The sequence below is a fragment of the Stenotrophomonas sp. STEN225 genome (assembly GCF_056756445.1).
Genome location: NZ_JBRRBV010000001.1, coordinates 413,567 through 429,134 on the forward strand (window position 1 = coordinate 413,567; position 15,568 = coordinate 429,134).

A 15,568-nucleotide genomic window follows, 5' to 3' on the forward strand; every position below is an offset into this window, starting at 1 on the left:
CCATTCACTTCTGCAGCGCCAGGCCACGCCCGGCGGCATCCGGCCGGGCGCTCAGAAGTCGATGCGGCTTCCGGCAACGAATACGCCCTGCGGCCCGAAGCGGCGTTCATGGATCTGCCCGTGGCCGTTGCCATCGATCAGCAGCACGGTGCTGGCACGGGTGCCGTAGTCGTCGCCGCGGATGAAGGCCGGGCTCAACCAGCGCTCGCGTTCCAGCCCGATGCCGGTGTCCGGCAGGTCACTGTCGGCAGGCCGGTGTTCGTCGGCCAGCGCGGTCCATAGCGGGGTCAGGTCCGGGGTCAGATCCCTTTCGCTTTGCGAAGGAGATCTGACCCCGTCTTCTTCCAGCCAGGCCGTCAGCGCCGCCATCAGCCGCTGTGTCTTCGGCCAGGGGGCATCCAGTGCACCGTTGGACATGCCATGCACGCCCGGCCCCAGGCGCTGCCGTTCGGCAGGGTGGTTGCCCAGATACTCCAGGCTGTCGCTATCGGCCAGCAGCAGGTTGAACGGGGCGTAGGCGCCGGCCACGGCCGCCAAGCGGTCGATATGCACTGCGGCCGGGTCGCGGCCACGCAGGAAGTCGGCCACCAGCGCGCCACGCGAGGGACCGGTCTGGGCGGCCAGCGGATCGCGCACATTGGTGACCACCGCCATCCGGCCGCCGGCACCGACGCCGGCCCAGCCTCCTCCGGAGCGGAGGTCGCGCCCGCCAATGACGGAGGTCTCATCCTGCCAGCGGGCCAGCGCCGCAGTGGGGCGGGCGTGGAACTCATCACGGTTGCCGGTCATCACCAGCCGCCAGCGCGGATGGTGCATCCAGCCAAGAGCAAGCAGGCACATGACGTCATTGTGCCCGGTTTGCGCAGTCTGGCGCCGCTTTCAGCCAGTTCCCGATGAATGCGGGGGCGATGTTTCACGCCCCCTGCACAGGCCTGAACTTCCGTTCAATCTCAAAAATTGAGACGGATCAGCAACTTGTGGATAAGCCTTGAACAATTCTCTAAAGGTTGCTGCAAGCCATTGATGTGGCTGGCGATTTCCCTGCGGAAAAGTTGTTGACAACCCTTCGCTCGCTGCTAAGGTGGGCATCAGAGGGAAATCCGGGTGTTTTGTGGGTTTTCGTGGTTCAATGTTTCACCGGGCGAAGGACAAGGTGCAGGCGTCGTGTTTCAGGGCGAGACGGCCATCACAGTTGACGACAAGGGGCGCATGGCGGTTCCCACCGCTTACCGCGACCTCGTCGCGCGCGCCAGCAACAACCGTCTCGTGTTGACCTACAACCCGTTCGAAGCCGGCTGCCTGTGGCTGTATGCCGAGTCCGAATGGGAGCGGGTCCGCGACGATGTCATGTCCAAGCCCAATACCCAGCGCGTCGTGCGCCTGTTGCAGCAGAAGCTGGTCGGCTCGGCCGCCCACCTGGAGCTGGACGGCAACGGTCGTATCAGCATTCCCGCCAGCCACCGCGGTGCGGTGGGCATAGAAAAGAAGGCGGTATTGCTCGGTATGGGCGACAAGTTCGAATTGTGGAGCGAGCAGGCGCATCGTGCCCTGATCCAGCAGACGTTGTCTGACGAGGATCTGGGCGATGGGTTGCTCGACCTGAAGTTGTGAGCCGGGGTGCCCGGATGCGCCCAGAAGCGCAGGCCGGTCACCTTCCGGTGTCGCAGTCGCCGGCGGTGCACCTGCCGGTCCTGTACACCCAGGTCCTGGACGGCCTGAGGGTGATCGAAAACGGACGTTATCTGGATGGCACGTTCGGTCGTGGCGGTCACGCACGTGGCGTGCTCACCCAGTTGGGGCCGGGGGGACGCCTGCTGGTCATGGACAAGGATCCGGAAGCCATCGCTGTGGCCGAGCGCGACTTCGCGCCGGACCCGCGCGTGTCGATTTTCCGTGGCAGCTTCGCCCAGCTGCTGCAGTGGAACGAGACGGCCGAAGGCCTGGATGGCGTGCTGTTCGATCTCGGCGTGTCCTCGCCGCAGCTGGACGTGGCCGAACGTGGTTTCAGCTTCGGCAAGGACGGCCCGCTGGACATGCGCATGGATCCGGACAGCGGCGAAAGTGCCGCGCAGTGGATCAACCGCGTCGAAGAGCGCGAGATCGCCGACGTGCTGTGGACCTACGGCGAAGAGCGGCAGAGCCGGCGCATCGCCCGCGCCATCGTTGCCCGCCGCGAGAAGCAGCCGTTCTCCCGCACCGCCGAACTGGCCGAACTGATCGCGTCGGTGATGCCCCGTGGCAAGGACAAGATCCATCCGGCCACCCGCAGTTTCCAGGCCATCCGCATCCACATCAACCGCGAGCTGGCCGATCTGGAGGCCGGGCTCGACGCGGCGGTGGAGCGGCTCAAGCCCGGCGGCCGGCTGGCGGTCATCAGCTTCCATTCGCTGGAAGACCGTATCGTCAAGCAGTACATGAACCGTCTGGCCAAGGCGCCGCCTGCCAACCGCCGCCTGCCTGAAGCGGTCGCGTTCGTGCCGACCCTGGACCTGATCGGCGGGGCCATCAAGGCCACGGACGACGAACTGGCCGCCAACCCGCGCGCGCGCAGCGCCGTGCTGCGCGTGGCCCAGAAGCGGGAGGCCGACGCATGAGCCGCCTGCTGCTGATCATTCTGCTGGCCTCCACCGTGGCCTCGGCGATCGGCGTGGTGTTCGTGCGCCACCGCCACCGGCAGACGTTCATCGAGCTGTCGCGCGCCGAGCGTGCGCGCGATGACCTGAACATCGAGTTCGGCCGCCTGCAGCTGGAACAGGCCACCCTGGCCGAAGCCAACCGCGTCGACCGCATCGCCCGCGAGAAGTTGGGCATGAAGTTCCCCGAAGCCGCCGACGTAGTGGTGGTGCGCCCATGAGCAAGACCGGCCGCAACCGTCCACGCAACGCCTTCAACCTGCGCCAGCGCCTGCGCTGGGTGGCGCTGGCGCTTGGCCTGTGTTCGGTGTCGTTGGTCGGCCGCGCGGCCTACGTGCAGATCATCAACAGCGATTTCTACCAGCGCCAGGGCGAGGCCCGCTACCTGCGCGAGCTGCCGATCAAAACCTCGCGCGGCATGATCACCGACCGCAACGGCGAACCGCTGGCGGTCTCCACCCCGGTGGCCTCGATCTGGGTGAACCCGCAGGACCTGCTGCGCGCGCCTGACCGCATTCCCGAACTGGCGCAGGCCGTGGGCATGTCGGTGGACGAGCTGAGCAGCCGCCTGTCGCAGAAGTCGGACAAGGAATTCATGTACCTGCGTCGCCGGATCAATCCGGACGAGGCAGAAAAGGTGGTCGCGCTGAAGATTCCAGGCGTGGCCGCGCAGCGCGAGTTCCGCCGCTTCTACCCGCAGGGCGAAGCGATGGCGCATGTGCTGGGTTTCACCAACATCGACGACCGCGGCCAGGAAGGCCTGGAACTGGCGTTCGACGAATGGCTGCGCGGCAAGCCGGGCGCGAAGCGGGTGATCCGCAACCGCAAGGGCGAGACCGTCGAGAGCGATCTGCTGCGTGCCGCCGAACCGGGCAAGGACCTGACCCTCAGCATCGATCGCCGCATCCAGTACCTGGCCTTCAAGGAACTGCGCAATGCGCTGGTGGCCAACAAGGCGGCCGGCGGTTCGATGGTCATCATGGACGTGACCACAGGCGAGATCCTGGCCATGGTCAACCTGCCGACCTACAACCCGAACTCGCTGACCGGTGCGTTGCCCGATTCGCGCCGCAATCGCGCGGTGACCGATCTGGTCGAACCGGGCTCGACGATGAAGCCGTTGACCATCGCCACCGCGCTGCAGGCAGGCGTGGTGACCAAGGACACCATCGTCGACACCAATCCGGGTTACATGACCCTGGGCCGCTTCACCATCCGCGACGTGCCGCGCAACAACGGGGTACTGAACGTGACCGGCGTGATCACCCGCAGCTCCAACGTGGGTGCCGCCAAGGTCGCGGCGAAGATGCCCGACCAGACCTTCTATGACGGTGTGCGGCGCTTCGGCTACGGCTCGGTACCGCACAGCGGTTTCCCGGGTGAGTCCGGAGGTGTGGTGATGCGTCCGGGCCGTTGGTCGGGAACCACCAAGACCACCATGTCCTATGGCTACGGCCTGTCGGTCACGCCGTTGCAGATCGCCACCGCGTACTCGGCGCTGGCCAACGGTGGTCGCCTGATCGCACCGACCTTCGTCAAGGGGCAGCGCAACGAAGGCCAGCAGATCATCGACGAGAACGTCGCCAAGCAGGTGGTGGCGATGATGGAAACGGTGGTCACCCAGGGCGGCGCCAAGCAGGCGGCGGTCCTGGGCTACCACGTCGCCGGCAAGACCGGTACTGCGCGCAAGGCCGGCCCCGGCGGCTACGAGCGCGGTCACTACAACGCGCTGTTCGCCGGCGTGGTGCCCGCCACCAACCCGCGCTTCGCCACTGTCATCGTCATCAATGATCCGCAGGCCGGCAAGTTCTACGGCGGCCTGGTGTCGGCGCCGGTCTATCACAATGTGATGGAAGGCACTCTGCGCCTGATGGATGTGCCGCTGGACGACCTGCAGTCGTGGCTGGCCGCGCAGCAGTCCGGAAAGATGGGGCACTCGGCCTCGATCCTGCCGGCCCCGCCGGCCGAGACCGCGCTGCCGGTCGATGCCGCCGCCGAATTCGATGCCGCGCTGCCCAGCGCGCAGGTCCAGACGCCGCCCGCCACGGGAGGCACGCAATGAGCCCTTCGATGTTGCTTTCGCAGTTGCTTCCGGACGTGGCCCTGGCGGGCCATGATCCCGTTCTGACCGGCCTGGTGCTGGACAGCCGTGCCGTACGCCCCGGCAATGCCTTCGTGGCCATCGCCGGCTTCGGCGCACATGGCCTGGGCTTCGTCGATCAGGCGCGCGCGGCGGGCGCCGGCGCGATCCTGTTCGAGCCACCGGCACCGGACGATCTGCCCGCACCGGCCGATGCCATCGCGGTGCCGGGCCTGCGCGCACGCATGGGCGCAATGGCTGACCAGTTCCACGGTGCACCGTCGCGGGCAATGGCGATGGTGGGTGTCACCGGTACCAACGGCAAAACCTCCACCGTGCAGCTGCTGGCCCAGGCCTGGCATCTGCTGGGAACGCCCAGTGGCAGTATCGGCACGCTGGGTGCTGGACTTTACGGCGCGGTCGAGCCGACCGGTTTCACCACGCCGCTGGTGCTGCAGATGCATGCCCTGCTGGCACAGCTGCGCGACCAGGGCGCGCGTGCGGTGGCGATGGAAGTCAGTTCACATGCGCTGGACCAGGGTCGCGTCGATGCCGTGCATTACGACGTGGCCGTGTTCACCAACCTCACCCGCGATCATCTCGATTACCACGGCGACATGGCCAGCTACGGCGCGGCCAAGGCCCGCCTGTTCCATCGTCCTGGCCTGAAGGCCGCGGTGATCAACCTCGACGACGCGTTCGGTCGCCAGCTGTTCGCCGACCTGCCGGCCGGCGTGCTGCCGATCGGCTTGAGTTCGCGCGGTGCGGCCGATGCCAACGTGCGCGCCGAAGCGCTGCAGCTGGACGGCCGTGGCATCGCCTTCGAACTGCTCATCGACGGCCAGCGTGCTGCCGTGCAGTCGCCGCTGCTGGGCCGCTTCAACGTCGACAACCTGCTGGCCGTGGCCGGCACCCTGCACGCACAGGGCCAGTCACTGCCGCGTATCGCCGAGGTACTGTCGGCGCTGCAGCCGATCCGCGGCCGCATGAACCGCCTTGGCGGCGAGCAGGGCCTGCCGACCGTGGTCATCGACTACGCGCACACGCCGGATGCACTGGAACAGGCACTGGACAGCCTGCACGGGCATCTGCAGGGCACGCTGTACTGTGTGTTCGGCTGTGGCGGCGAACGTGACACCGGCAAGCGCCCGCAGATGGCGGCCATCGCCGAGCGGCTGGCCAACCAGGTCATCGTGACCGACGACAACCCGCGCGGCGAGGACGGTGACCGCATCGTCGCCGACATCCTTGCAGGATTTACCGATGCCGGCGCGGTGACGGTGCAGCGCAACCGTGCGCGCGCGATCGGCCTGGCCGTGAAGCGCGCCGGTGCCGGCGACATCATCCTGATCGCCGGCAAGGGCCATGAGCCCTACCAGGAGATCAAGGGCGTACGCCACGACTTCGACGACACCGAAGTGGCGGCCGCTGCACTGGCTGCCAAGGCCGGTGTGCTGGCGGCGGAGGGTGCACGATGAAGCGCACCCTGCTGTCGCTGATCGCGCACTGGGCCGGCGGCGAGATCCACGGCGACGATGTCGCCATCGATGCCATCAGCAACGATACCCGCAGTCTTGGCCCGGGCAGCCTGTACGTGGCCCTGCGTGGCGAGCGCTTCGATGGCCATGACTTCGCCGCCGACGCGCAGGCCCGTGGCGCCAGCGCGCTGCTGGTCGAGCGCCTGCTGCCGGTCGAGCTGCCGCAGGTGCTGGTCGCCGACAGCGAACTGGCGCTGGCGAAGATCGCCACGGGCATGCAGCGCGACCGCAGCACCGAGGTCTTCGCGATCACCGGCAGCAACGGCAAGACCAGCGTGAAGAGCCTGCTGCTGGCCATCCTGCACCAGGTGGCACAGCACGCGCACAAGGTGGTCTATGCCAACCCGGGCAACCGCAACAACGAGATCGGCCTGCCACTGGCGGTGATCGATGCGCCGGAAGATGCCGACTACGCCGTCTACGAGATGGGCGCCGGCAAGCCGGGCGACATCGCCTACCTGACCGATATCGCCCGCCCGCGCTATGCGCTGGTCAACAACATCGCGCCTGCGCATCTTGAGCGGATGGGCAGTCTGCTCGGCGTGGCCACCACCAAAGGCGCCATCTACGCCGCACTGCCGGCCGACGGCGTGGCGGTGATCAATGCCGATGATGCCTACGGACGCTGGTTCGAGCAGCACTTCGTCGGCGTTCCGCCGCGCTGCCGCGTGCTGCGTTACGGCCTGGAACACACTGCCGACATCACCGCGCGTGACATCCGCGCCGGTGCGCAGGGCAGCCAGTTCACGCTGGTCTCGCCGATGGGCGAAGCACGCGTGGTGCTGGGCCTGCCGGGCCGCCACAACGTCAGCAACGCGCTTGCTGCCGCCAGCCTGGCGCTGGCCGCCGGCATCGACCTGGCATGGGTCGCCGCCGGCCTGGCCGACGCACAGCCGGTGCCCGGACGCCAGATCGCCCACCAGCTGCGCAATGGTGCGGTGCTGGTGGACGACAGCTACAACGCCAATCCCGGTTCGCTGGCCGCCGCCATCGATGCGCTGGCGGCCGCCCCGGAAGAGGGCTGGCTGGTGCTGGGTGACATGCGTGAGCTTGGCCCGGATGCGCAGTCACTGCATGCGCAGGCCGGCGTCCGCGCGCGCGCCGCAGGCCTGAAGCGCCTGTACGCGCTCGGTCCGCTCAGTGCCGCCGCCGCCGCCGCGTTCGGCGAAGGCGGCCGCCAATTCGCCACCCATGACGCGCTGTCGCAGGCGTTGAAGGACGAGCTGCACGCCGGCGTGCGCTGCCTGGTCAAGGGTTCCCGTGGCAGCGCCATGGACACGATCGTCAAAGCGCTGCTGGCGCAAGGAGAGGAATCCCCGCATGTTGTATGAACTGGCTCGATGGTTGCAGCAGTTGGAGAGCCTGTTCGGGCTGTTCAACTACCAGACGTTCCGCGCCATCCTTGCCGCGTTGACGGCCCTGTTCCTGTCGCTGTGGCTCGGTCCGGCGATGATCCGCAAGCTTGCCCAGTTCAAGGGCGGCCAGCCGATCCGCAAGGACGGCCCGCAGACCCATTTCTCCAAGGCCGGCACGCCGACCATGGGCGGTTCGCTGATCCTGCTGACCGTCACCCTGTCGGTGCTGATGTGGGCCGACCTGCGCAACCGCTACGTCTGGCTGGTGCTGGCGGTGATGCTGTGCTTCGGCGCGATCGGCTGGTACGACGACTGGATCAAGATCGTCCGCCGCGACCCGAACGGCCTGAAGTCGCGCTGGAAGTACCTGCTGCAGTCGATCTTCGGACTGGCCGCCGGCCTGTTCCTGTTCTATACCGCCGATGTGCCTGCCGCACTGACCTTCTACATTCCGATGTTCAAGTCGGTGGCGCTGCCGCTGGCCGGCATCGGCTTCGTGACCATCGCCTACTTCTGGATCGTCGGCTTCTCCAACGCGGTCAACCTGACCGATGGCCTGGACGGCCTGGCGATCATGCCGACCGTGCTGGTCGCCTGTGCGCTGGGCGTGTTCGCCTATGCCTCCGGCAACGTGGTGTTCGCCAACTACCTGCAGATCCCGCAGATTCCCGGTGCCGGTGAGCTGGTCATCATCTGCGCCGCCATCGCGGGCGCCGGGCTGGGCTTCCTGTGGTTCAACACCTATCCGGCGATGGTCTTCATGGGTGACATCGGCGCGCTGGCGCTGGGCGCGGTGCTGGGCACGATCGCGGTGATCACCCGCCAGGAACTGGTGCTGGTGATCATGGGTGGCGTATTCGTCATCGAGACCCTGTCGGTGATGATCCAGGTCGCCTCGTTCAAGCTGACCGGCAAGCGCGTGTTCCGCATGGCGCCGATCCACCACCATTTCGAACTGAAGGGCTGGCCGGAGCCGCGCGTGATCGTGCGCTTCTGGATCATCTCCGTCGTGCTCGTGCTGATCGGCCTGGCCACGTTGAAGGTGCGCTGACGATGAACGACCTGTCCCGCCAGGCAACACGCCTCGAAGCCATCGAAGGCAGCTACGACAAGTGGCTGCTGGGTGCGATGCTCGCGCTCACCGGGCTGGGCGTGGTGATGGTGGCGTCGAGCTCGATCGCGTTGATGAGCAGCCCGTTCTACTACCTCAACCGCCACCTGGTGTTCCTGGCGATCGGCATCGTGCTGGCGGCCATTGCCGCGCGTACCGAGCTGAAGTCCATCGAGCAGTACAACCAGGTGCTGCTGCTGGGCTGCTTCGCACTGCTGCTGGTGGTGTTCATTCCCGGTCTGGGCAGCAGCGTCAATGGTGCCCGCCGCTGGATCAACCTGGGGGTCTCCAAGTTCCAGACCGTGGAAGCGGTGAAGGTGCTGTACATCGTCTGGCTGTCCAGCTACCTGGTGCGCTTCCGCGACGAGGTCAACGCGACCTGGCCGGCGATGCTCAAGCCGCTGGGCGTGGCCGGTGCGCTGGTGGTGCTGCTGCTGCTGCAGCCCGACTTCGGTTCGTCGACCCTGCTGCTGGCGATCACGGCCGGCATGCTGGTGCTGGGCGGAGTCAACATGCCGCGCATGTCGATGCCGGTGATCATCGGCCTGGTCGGCATGAGCGCGCTGGCGATCATCGAGCCGTACCGCATGCGCCGCATCACCTCGTTCCTGGACCCGTGGGCCGACCAGCAGGGCGACGGCTACCAGCTGTCCAACGCGCTGATGGCGGTGGGGCGCGGCGAGTGGACCGGCGTCGGTCTCGGCAATTCGGTACAGAAGCTGTACTACCTGCCCGAAGCACATACCGACTTCATCTTCTCGGTGACCGCCGAGGAATTCGGCTTCATGGGCACCTGCGTCATCATCGCCCTGTTCGCGCTGCTGGTCGGCCGCACCTTCTGGCTGGGCATGCGCTGCGTGGAAATGAAGCGCCACTTCTCCGGCTACATCGCCTTCGGCATCGGCCTGTGGATCAGCATGCAGACCTTCGTTTCGATCGGCGTGAACCTGGGCATCCTGCCGACCAAGGGCCTGACCCTGCCGCTGATCTCCTCGGGCGGTTCGTCGGTCCTGATGACCTGCGTGGCGATGGGCCTGCTGCTGCGCGTGTCCTACGAGCTGAAGCGTGCCGAGCGCCGCCAGGCCGTGCGCATCGGCGGCGGCGACGATGCTGCCACCGCACCGGCCGAAGAGCCGTCCGCCCCGTCCGCGGGGTCGCTGCCGATGGGCGCGGACGCGCCTGCCGGCGCGGGCCCTGCCGTGCGTGGCACCAGCCGCCTGCAGTCCCGCATCGAACCGACTTTCGGGAGGCTCGGATGAGCGCTGCCGACCATAACGTTCGCCCGGTGATGATCCTGGCCGGTGGTACCGGCGGGCATATCTTCCCGGGGCTGGCCGTGGCCCGCGTGCTGCGCGAGCGTGGCGTGCCGGTCACCTGGATGGGCGCCGAAGGCGCGATGGAAACCCGGTTGGTGCCGCAGCACGACATTCCGATCGACACGCTGTCCATCACCGGCCTGCGTGGCAAGGGCAAGCTGGCACTGCTGGGCGCACCGTGGCGGCTGATGCGCGCGTTGCGTGCGGCCGGCATGATCATCCGCCGTCGCCAGCCGCGTGCGGTGATTGCCTTCGGCGGATTCGCCTCGGGACCCGGTGGCATGGCCACCCGCCTGCATGGGCTGCCACTGCTGGTGCACGAGCAGAACCGCGCACCCGGCATGACCAACCGCATCCTGTCGCGCTACTCGCGCCGCCTGCTGACCGGGTTCCCGGGCACCTTCGCCAAGGGTGAAGAAGCGGTGGGCAATCCAGTGCGCGCGGAGATCGCCGCGATCGCGCCGCCGGAACAGCGTTTCGCCGATCGCCACGGTCCGTTGCGCGTGCTGGTGGTGGGTGGCAGCCAGGGTGCGCGCGCACTCAACAGCGGCGTGCCGCAGGCCATCGCAGCGCTCGGTGCGGAAGTGCCGGTGCAGGTGCGCCATCAGAGCGGCGAGAAGCTGCACGCCGAAGCGGTCGAGGCCTATGCCAAGGCGGGCGTGCAGGCGCAGATCACGCCGTTCATCGCGGACATGGCCGAGGCATTCGCGTGGGCCGACCTGGTCGTGTGCCGTGCCGGGGCATCCACCCTGGCCGAGCTGTGCGCGGTCGGTGTCGGCAGCGTGCTGGTGCCATTCCCCGCCGCCGTCGACGATCACCAGACCCGCAACGCGGAGTATCTGGTCGAGCGCGGCGCGGCGGTTTTGCTGAAGCAGGACGGAACGCTGGCAGACGGCATTGCCGCACTGCTGCGCGATCTGTCCGAAAATCCCGGCCGCCGCATGCAGATGGCGCAAGCCGCGCGTGCCCTGGCCAAGGTCGATGCCGCCGAGCGCATCGCCGATATCATTCTCGAGGAAGCTGTATGAAGAAGGCATGCCAGCGCGCCTGCCCTGCGCGAGGCCGCGCATGATCCGTCGCCTGCACGACACCAACGACCTGGTGCGCGCCTTCCCGCGCGTGCACTTCGTCGGCATCGGCGGCACCGGCATGAGCGGCATCGCCGAAGTGATGCTGACGCTGGGTTATGAAGTGTCCGGTTCGGACAATGCCGACAATGCGGCCACCCGCCGCCTGGCCGGCCTGGGCGCACGCATCATGCGTGGCCATTCGGCGGCCAATGTGCTGGGCACCGACTGCGTGGTGGTGTCCAGCGCGATCCGCGAAGACAACCCGGAGCTGATGGAGGCGCGCAGCCAGCGCATTCCGATCATGCCGCGTGCGGCGATGCTGGCCGAGCTGATGCGCTTCCGGCGTGGCATCGCCGTGGCCGGCACCCATGGCAAGACCACCACCACCAGCCTGACGGCAGCGGTACTGAGCGAGGGCGGCCTGGACCCGACCTTCGTGATCGGTGGCCAGCTGCTGGCCGCCGGCGCCAACGCCAAGCTGGGCGGTGGGCAGTGGCTGGTGGCAGAGGCCGATGAGAGCGATGGCAGTTTCCTGCGCCTGAATCCGCTGATGTCGATCATCACCAACATCGATGCGGACCACCTGGAGAACTACGGCAACGACTTCGCCCGGGTGCAGGCCGCATTCGCCGAATTCCTGCAGCGCCTTCCGTTCTACGGGCTGGCGGTGCTGTGCATCGACGATCCGGAAGTGGCTGCACTGGCCGCCAGGACGCCGCGCCACGTCATGAGCTACGGCATGAGCCCGCAGGCCGACGTGCGCGCCGAGAACGTGGTGCAGGAGGGCTCGCGCATGCGCTTCACCCTGCGCCTGCCGCAGGGCACCAGCCAGGAAGTGGTGCTGGCACTGCCGGGCAGGCACAACGTGCTCAACGCGCTGGCCGCCGCTGCGGTCGGTTGGCAGCTGGGCGTGGCGCCGGATGCAATTGCCCGTGCGCTGGAGGCCTTCGCCGGCGTCGGCCGTCGCTTCAATGACCTGGGCGAAGTCACCACCGCCAGCGGTGCCAGGGTGCGGATCATCGATGATTACGGTCATCACCCGAGCGAACTGGAGGCGGTGTTCGCCGCTGCCCGCGGCGGCTGGGCCGACAAGCGCCTGGTGGTCGCGTTCCAGCCCCACCGCTACAGCCGCACCCGCGACCAGTTCGACAAGTTCGCTGCAGTGCTGTCCAGCGTCGACGCGCTGGTACTGAGCGAGGTCTACCCGGCCGGCGAGGAGCCGATCGCAGGTGCCGATTCGCATGCGCTGGCACGCGCCATCCGCGCCCGCGGCCGCAGCGAGCCGGTGGTGGTGGGCAAGGCCGCCGAGCTGGCGAGCGTGCTGCCGGACGTGCTGCAGGATGGTGACCTGCTGCTGATGATGGGGGCCGGCGATATCGGCGCCGTCGCCACCCACATCGCAGTGGAAGGCTTCAAGGCGGAGGGCGAGGCGTGAGCACGCTGACCTTCCCGCCGCTGCGCAGTACCGACCCGGCCGCGTTCGGTCGCGTCGCCGTGCTGCTCGGCGGTACCTCCAGCGAGCGCGAGGTGTCGCTGGACTCCGGCCGCAACGTGCTGGAGGCGCTGCAGTCGCGCGGCGTCAATGCGTTCGCCGTGGACGGCATTCCGGCCCTGGCCCGGGCATTGGCGGGCGGCGGCATCGATCGCGTGTTCAACATCCTGCACGGCCACAACGGTGGCGGAGAGGATGGCATCGTGCAGGGCCTGATGGACGCCTTCGGCGTGCCGTACACCGGCTCGGACGTGCTGGGTTCGGCATTGAGCATGGACAAGATCCGCACCAAGCAGGTGTGGCTCTCGGTCGGTTTACCCACCCCGCAGTACCGGAAGGTCACTGCCGAGACCGTCCACGCACAGGCGCGCGAGCTGGGCCTGCCGGTGGTGGTCAAGCCGGCCAACGAAGGCTCCAGCGTGGGCATCAGCCGTGTGACCGACGAAGCAGGCCTGGACGAGGCGGTGGCGTTGGCTGCGCGCTACGACGGCCAGCTGCTGATGGAGCAGATGGTGGTCGGCGACGAGCTGACCGTCGCCATCCTTGGCGACGTCGCACTGCCGTCGATCCGCATCGTGCCCAAAGGCCAGTGGTACGACTACAACGCCAAGTACATCGCAGAAGATACCCAGTACCTGTGCCCGGGCCTGGACGGCGAGGCCGAGGACGAGATCCGTCGCATCGCGCTGGCCGCGTTCCGCGCCGCCGGCTGCCGTGGCTGGGGGCGCGTGGACGTGATGCGTGACCGGGCCAGTGGCCGCTTCTTCCTGCTGGAAGTGAACACCGCGCCCGGCATGACCAGCCACTCGCTGGTGCCCAAGGCGGCCCGCCAGGCCGGCATCGGCTTCGAGGAGCTGGTGTGGCGCGTGCTTGAACAGACCCTGGAGGCTGGCCACGCATGAACGCGGTGCTGCGCATCTTCGTCTGGCTTCTGGCGCTGTCGGTGGTGGCACTGCCGGTGGTGGCCGTGGTCAATGGCTGGGTCGGCGCCGAGCGCTGGCCGCTGGCGAAGCTGCGCGTGCACGGTGAATTCAAGCGCGTGCCGGCCGAGCAGCTGCAGCAGGTGCTGTTGCCGTATGCGCGTGCCGGGTTCTTCGCGGTCAAGCTGCAGGATGCGCAGGACGCACTGGAGAAGCTGCCGTGGGTGGAAAGCGCGCAGGTGCGCAAGCAGTGGCCTGACGTGCTGGAAGTGACCCTGGTCGAGCACAAGCCTTTCGCCCGCTGGGGCGAGGGTCGCCTGCTGTCCGAGCAGGGCAAGCTGTTCCCCACGCCGAAGAAGCTGGCCGACCTGCAGCTGCCCGAGCTGGATGGCCCCGACAGCCAGACCGAGGAAGTGGTCAAGCTGTACAACGATTCACGCGCGCTGTTCGCGCCTGCCGGCGTCGACGTGCGCCGCCTGACCATGGATGCGCGCGGCAGCTGGTCGCTGGTGCTGAGCAACGGCACCGAAGTGGTGGTCGGGCGCGATGACGCCCGTTCGCGCCTGCAGCGCTTCGTGCGCGTGCTGCCACAACTGGCCAACCAGGCTGCGCCGATCGAGCGCGCCGATCTCCGCTACACCAATGGTTTCACGCTGAGCTGGGGCACCCCGGCCGCGCCGGCTGACGCGCCGGCGACCCCGGCAAGAAGGACGCAGGAAAGGACATGAATCGCAAGGGTGACAAATCGCTGATCGTCGGCCTGGATATCGGCACCTCCAAGGTGGTGGCGCTGGTGGGCGAGTATTCGCCGGGCAATCCGATCGAAGTGATCGGCATCGGATCGCACGAGTCGCGCGGCCTCAAGCGCGGCGTGGTGGTGGACATCGAATCGACCGTGCAGTCGATCCAGCGTGCGGTCGAAGAGGCCGAGCTGATGGCCGGCTGCGAGATCCGTTCGGTCTACGCCTCGATCTCCGGCAACCACGTGCAGTGCAAGAACTCGCCGGGAATCGTGCCGATCCGCGATGGCGAGGTGACCTGGGGCGACCTGGACCGCGTGCTCGACGCTGCCAAGGCGGTGGCGATACCGGCTGACCAGAAGATCCTGCATGCGATCCCGCGCGAGTACGTGCTGGATGATTCGCAGGAAGGCATCCGCAACCCGGTGGGCATGACCGGTGTGCGCCTGGAAGTGCATGCACACCTGGTGGTGTGCGCGCAGTCCGCCGCCGCCAACATCAGCAAGTGCGTGCAGCGCTGCGGCCTGCAGGTGGATGATCTGGTGCTGTCCTCGCTGGCCTCCAGCGTGGCGGTGCTGACCGCCGACGAACGCGAGCTGGGCGTGGTGCTGGTCGACATGGGCGCAGGCACCACCGACATCGCGGTGTTCGTGCAGGGCGCGATCTGCCACACCGCATCGCTGCCGATTGCCGGCGACCACGTCACCAACGACATCGCGCACATGCTGCGCACGCCGACCCCGGAAGCCGAGCAGATCAAGGTGCGCTACGCCTGCGCCCTGGCCCAGCTGGCCACTGCCGAGGAGAGCATCCAGGTGCCGTCGGTGGGTGATCGCCCGCCGCGGCGCATGCCGCGCCATTCGCTGGCGCAGGCAGTGCAGGGCCGCTACGAGGAAATCTTCGAGATGGTGCAGGCCGAACTGCGTCGCTCCGGCTTCGAAGAGCTGGTGCGCGCGGGCATGGTGCTCACCGGCGGTGCATCGAAGATGGAAGGCGTGGTCGAGCTGGCTGAAGAGATGCTGCAGATGCCGGTGCGCGTGGGCATTCCGCAGCACGTCACCGGCCTGGGCGAAGTGGTCGGCAACCCGGTGCACGCCACCGGCGTGGGCCTGCTGCTGATGGGCAGCCAGATCGAGCATCCGCGCCGGCCATCGCTGCCGACCGGGCGCGCCGGCAGCATGTTCAAGAAACTCAAGACCTGGTTCCGCGGCGAGTTCTGACGCGGAACCCGTAACGCCGGGCATCGCCCGGATGCAACACCCGCAACACAACGCAACACCGGCAACACACAACCCACACAGCCGCAACGGCGG

Annotated in this window: 14 protein-coding genes; 13 read left to right on the forward strand and 1 reads right to left on the reverse strand. The window is 67.7% G+C overall.

Features of this window, described 5'->3' with window-relative positions; translation table 11 throughout:
- Window positions 1–51: 51 nt before the first annotated feature.
- Window positions 52–840 carry an NRDE family protein gene (locus ACVOJ1_RS01905; protein WP_197571638.1) on the reverse strand — a complete coding sequence of 263 codons (789 nt, stop codon included), beginning with the start codon at window positions 838–840 and terminating at the stop codon, window positions 52–54.
- Window positions 841–1,164: 324 nt separating this feature from the next.
- Between ACVOJ1_RS01905 and mraZ the strand changes: the two genes are divergently transcribed.
- Genes mraZ through ftsA form a run of 13 tightly spaced genes read left to right on the forward strand, consistent with a single transcriptional unit; the run spans window position 1,165 to window position 15,475 of the window.
- Window positions 1,165–1,611 (forward strand): division/cell wall cluster transcriptional repressor MraZ, encoded by a 447-nt coding sequence (gene mraZ / locus ACVOJ1_RS01910; protein WP_004143635.1) that lies wholly within the window; start codon window positions 1,165–1,167, stop codon window positions 1,609–1,611.
- Window positions 1,612–1,625: 14 nt separating this feature from the next.
- Complete coding sequence (rsmH, locus tag ACVOJ1_RS01915) at window positions 1,626–2,594, forward strand: 16S rRNA (cytosine(1402)-N(4))-methyltransferase RsmH (RefSeq protein WP_346479925.1); 969 nt, start codon at window positions 1,626–1,628, stop codon at window positions 2,592–2,594.
- Window positions 2,591–2,854: a cell division protein FtsL gene (gene ftsL, locus ACVOJ1_RS01920; RefSeq protein ID WP_053516463.1), complete on the forward strand. Its 264-nt coding sequence runs from the start codon at window positions 2,591–2,593 to the stop codon at window positions 2,852–2,854. The genes rsmH and ftsL overlap by 4 nt, the downstream gene beginning before the upstream one ends.
- A complete protein-coding gene (locus tag ACVOJ1_RS01925; RefSeq protein ID WP_065182805.1) occupies window positions 2,851–4,695 on the forward strand; it encodes a peptidoglycan D,D-transpeptidase FtsI family protein in 1,845 nt (614 codons plus the stop codon). The genes ftsL and ACVOJ1_RS01925 overlap by 4 nt, the downstream gene beginning before the upstream one ends.
- Entirely contained in the window at window positions 4,692–6,191 is a 1,500-nt protein-coding gene (locus ACVOJ1_RS01930) for a UDP-N-acetylmuramoyl-L-alanyl-D-glutamate--2,6-diaminopimelate ligase (RefSeq protein ID WP_346479926.1), read from the forward strand. The genes ACVOJ1_RS01925 and ACVOJ1_RS01930 overlap by 4 nt, the downstream gene beginning before the upstream one ends.
- The gene (locus tag ACVOJ1_RS01935; RefSeq protein WP_193396214.1) at window positions 6,188–7,582 is read left to right on the forward strand and encodes a UDP-N-acetylmuramoyl-tripeptide--D-alanyl-D-alanine ligase; all 1,395 of its coding nucleotides are present in this window, start codon (window positions 6,188–6,190) and stop codon (window positions 7,580–7,582) included. Before ACVOJ1_RS01930 ends, ACVOJ1_RS01935 begins: the two co-directional genes overlap by 4 nt.
- Window positions 7,572–8,657, forward strand: coding sequence for a phospho-N-acetylmuramoyl-pentapeptide-transferase (mraY, locus tag ACVOJ1_RS01940; protein WP_053516457.1), 1,086 nt, complete (start codon window positions 7,572–7,574; stop codon window positions 8,655–8,657). The genes ACVOJ1_RS01935 and mraY overlap by 11 nt, the downstream gene beginning before the upstream one ends.
- A 2-nt stretch (window positions 8,658–8,659) precedes the next feature.
- Window positions 8,660–9,976, forward strand: coding sequence for a putative lipid II flippase FtsW (gene ftsW, locus ACVOJ1_RS01945; RefSeq protein ID WP_340045049.1), 1,317 nt, complete (start codon window positions 8,660–8,662; stop codon window positions 9,974–9,976).
- Window positions 9,973–11,061, forward strand: a complete 1,089-nt coding sequence (gene murG / locus ACVOJ1_RS01950) for an undecaprenyldiphospho-muramoylpentapeptide beta-N-acetylglucosaminyltransferase (protein WP_065175811.1) — start codon at window positions 9,973–9,975, stop codon at window positions 11,059–11,061. The genes ftsW and murG overlap by 4 nt, the downstream gene beginning before the upstream one ends.
- A gap of 40 nt (window positions 11,062–11,101) precedes the next feature.
- Window positions 11,102–12,538 carry a UDP-N-acetylmuramate--L-alanine ligase gene (gene murC, locus ACVOJ1_RS01955; protein ID WP_053516454.1) on the forward strand — a complete coding sequence of 479 codons (1,437 nt, stop codon included), beginning with the start codon at window positions 11,102–11,104 and terminating at the stop codon, window positions 12,536–12,538.
- Entirely contained in the window at window positions 12,535–13,497 is a 963-nt protein-coding gene (locus ACVOJ1_RS01960) for a D-alanine--D-alanine ligase (protein WP_253119405.1), read from the forward strand. Before murC ends, ACVOJ1_RS01960 begins: the two co-directional genes overlap by 4 nt.
- Window positions 13,494–14,243 carry a cell division protein FtsQ/DivIB gene (locus ACVOJ1_RS01965; RefSeq protein ID WP_053516451.1) on the forward strand — a complete coding sequence of 250 codons (750 nt, stop codon included), beginning with the start codon at window positions 13,494–13,496 and terminating at the stop codon, window positions 14,241–14,243. Before ACVOJ1_RS01960 ends, ACVOJ1_RS01965 begins: the two co-directional genes overlap by 4 nt.
- Window positions 14,240–15,475, forward strand: coding sequence for a cell division protein FtsA (ftsA, locus tag ACVOJ1_RS01970; RefSeq protein ID WP_005408083.1), 1,236 nt, complete (start codon window positions 14,240–14,242; stop codon window positions 15,473–15,475). Before ACVOJ1_RS01965 ends, ftsA begins: the two co-directional genes overlap by 4 nt.
- Window positions 15,476–15,568 lie beyond the last annotated feature (93 nt).

Bases quoted from the DNA above. Each gene is read 5' to 3' on its own strand.
- ACVOJ1_RS01905 (WP_197571638.1), bottom strand. From the start codon at position 840: ATGTGCCTGCTTGCTCTTGGCTGGATGCACCATCCGCGCTGGCGGCTG.
- rsmH (WP_346479925.1), top strand. From the start codon at position 1,626: ATGCGCCCAGAAGCGCAGGCCGGTCACCTTCCGGTGTCGCAGTCGCCG.
- ftsL (WP_053516463.1), top strand. From the start codon at position 2,591: ATGAGCCGCCTGCTGCTGATCATTCTGCTGGCCTCCACCGTGGCCTCG.
- ACVOJ1_RS01925 (WP_065182805.1), top strand. From the start codon at position 2,851: ATGAGCAAGACCGGCCGCAACCGTCCACGCAACGCCTTCAACCTGCGC.
- ACVOJ1_RS01930 (WP_346479926.1), top strand. From the start codon at position 4,692: ATGAGCCCTTCGATGTTGCTTTCGCAGTTGCTTCCGGACGTGGCCCTG.
- ACVOJ1_RS01935 (WP_193396214.1), top strand. From the start codon at position 6,188: ATGAAGCGCACCCTGCTGTCGCTGATCGCGCACTGGGCCGGCGGCGAG.
- mraY (WP_053516457.1), top strand. From the start codon at position 7,572: ATGTTGTATGAACTGGCTCGATGGTTGCAGCAGTTGGAGAGCCTGTTC.
- ftsW (WP_340045049.1), top strand. From the start codon at position 8,660: ATGAACGACCTGTCCCGCCAGGCAACACGCCTCGAAGCCATCGAAGGC.
- murG (WP_065175811.1), top strand. From the start codon at position 9,973: ATGAGCGCTGCCGACCATAACGTTCGCCCGGTGATGATCCTGGCCGGT.
- murC (WP_053516454.1), top strand. From the start codon at position 11,102: ATGATCCGTCGCCTGCACGACACCAACGACCTGGTGCGCGCCTTCCCG.
- ACVOJ1_RS01965 (WP_053516451.1), top strand. From the start codon at position 13,494: ATGAACGCGGTGCTGCGCATCTTCGTCTGGCTTCTGGCGCTGTCGGTG.
- ftsA (WP_005408083.1), top strand. From the start codon at position 14,240: ATGAATCGCAAGGGTGACAAATCGCTGATCGTCGGCCTGGATATCGGC.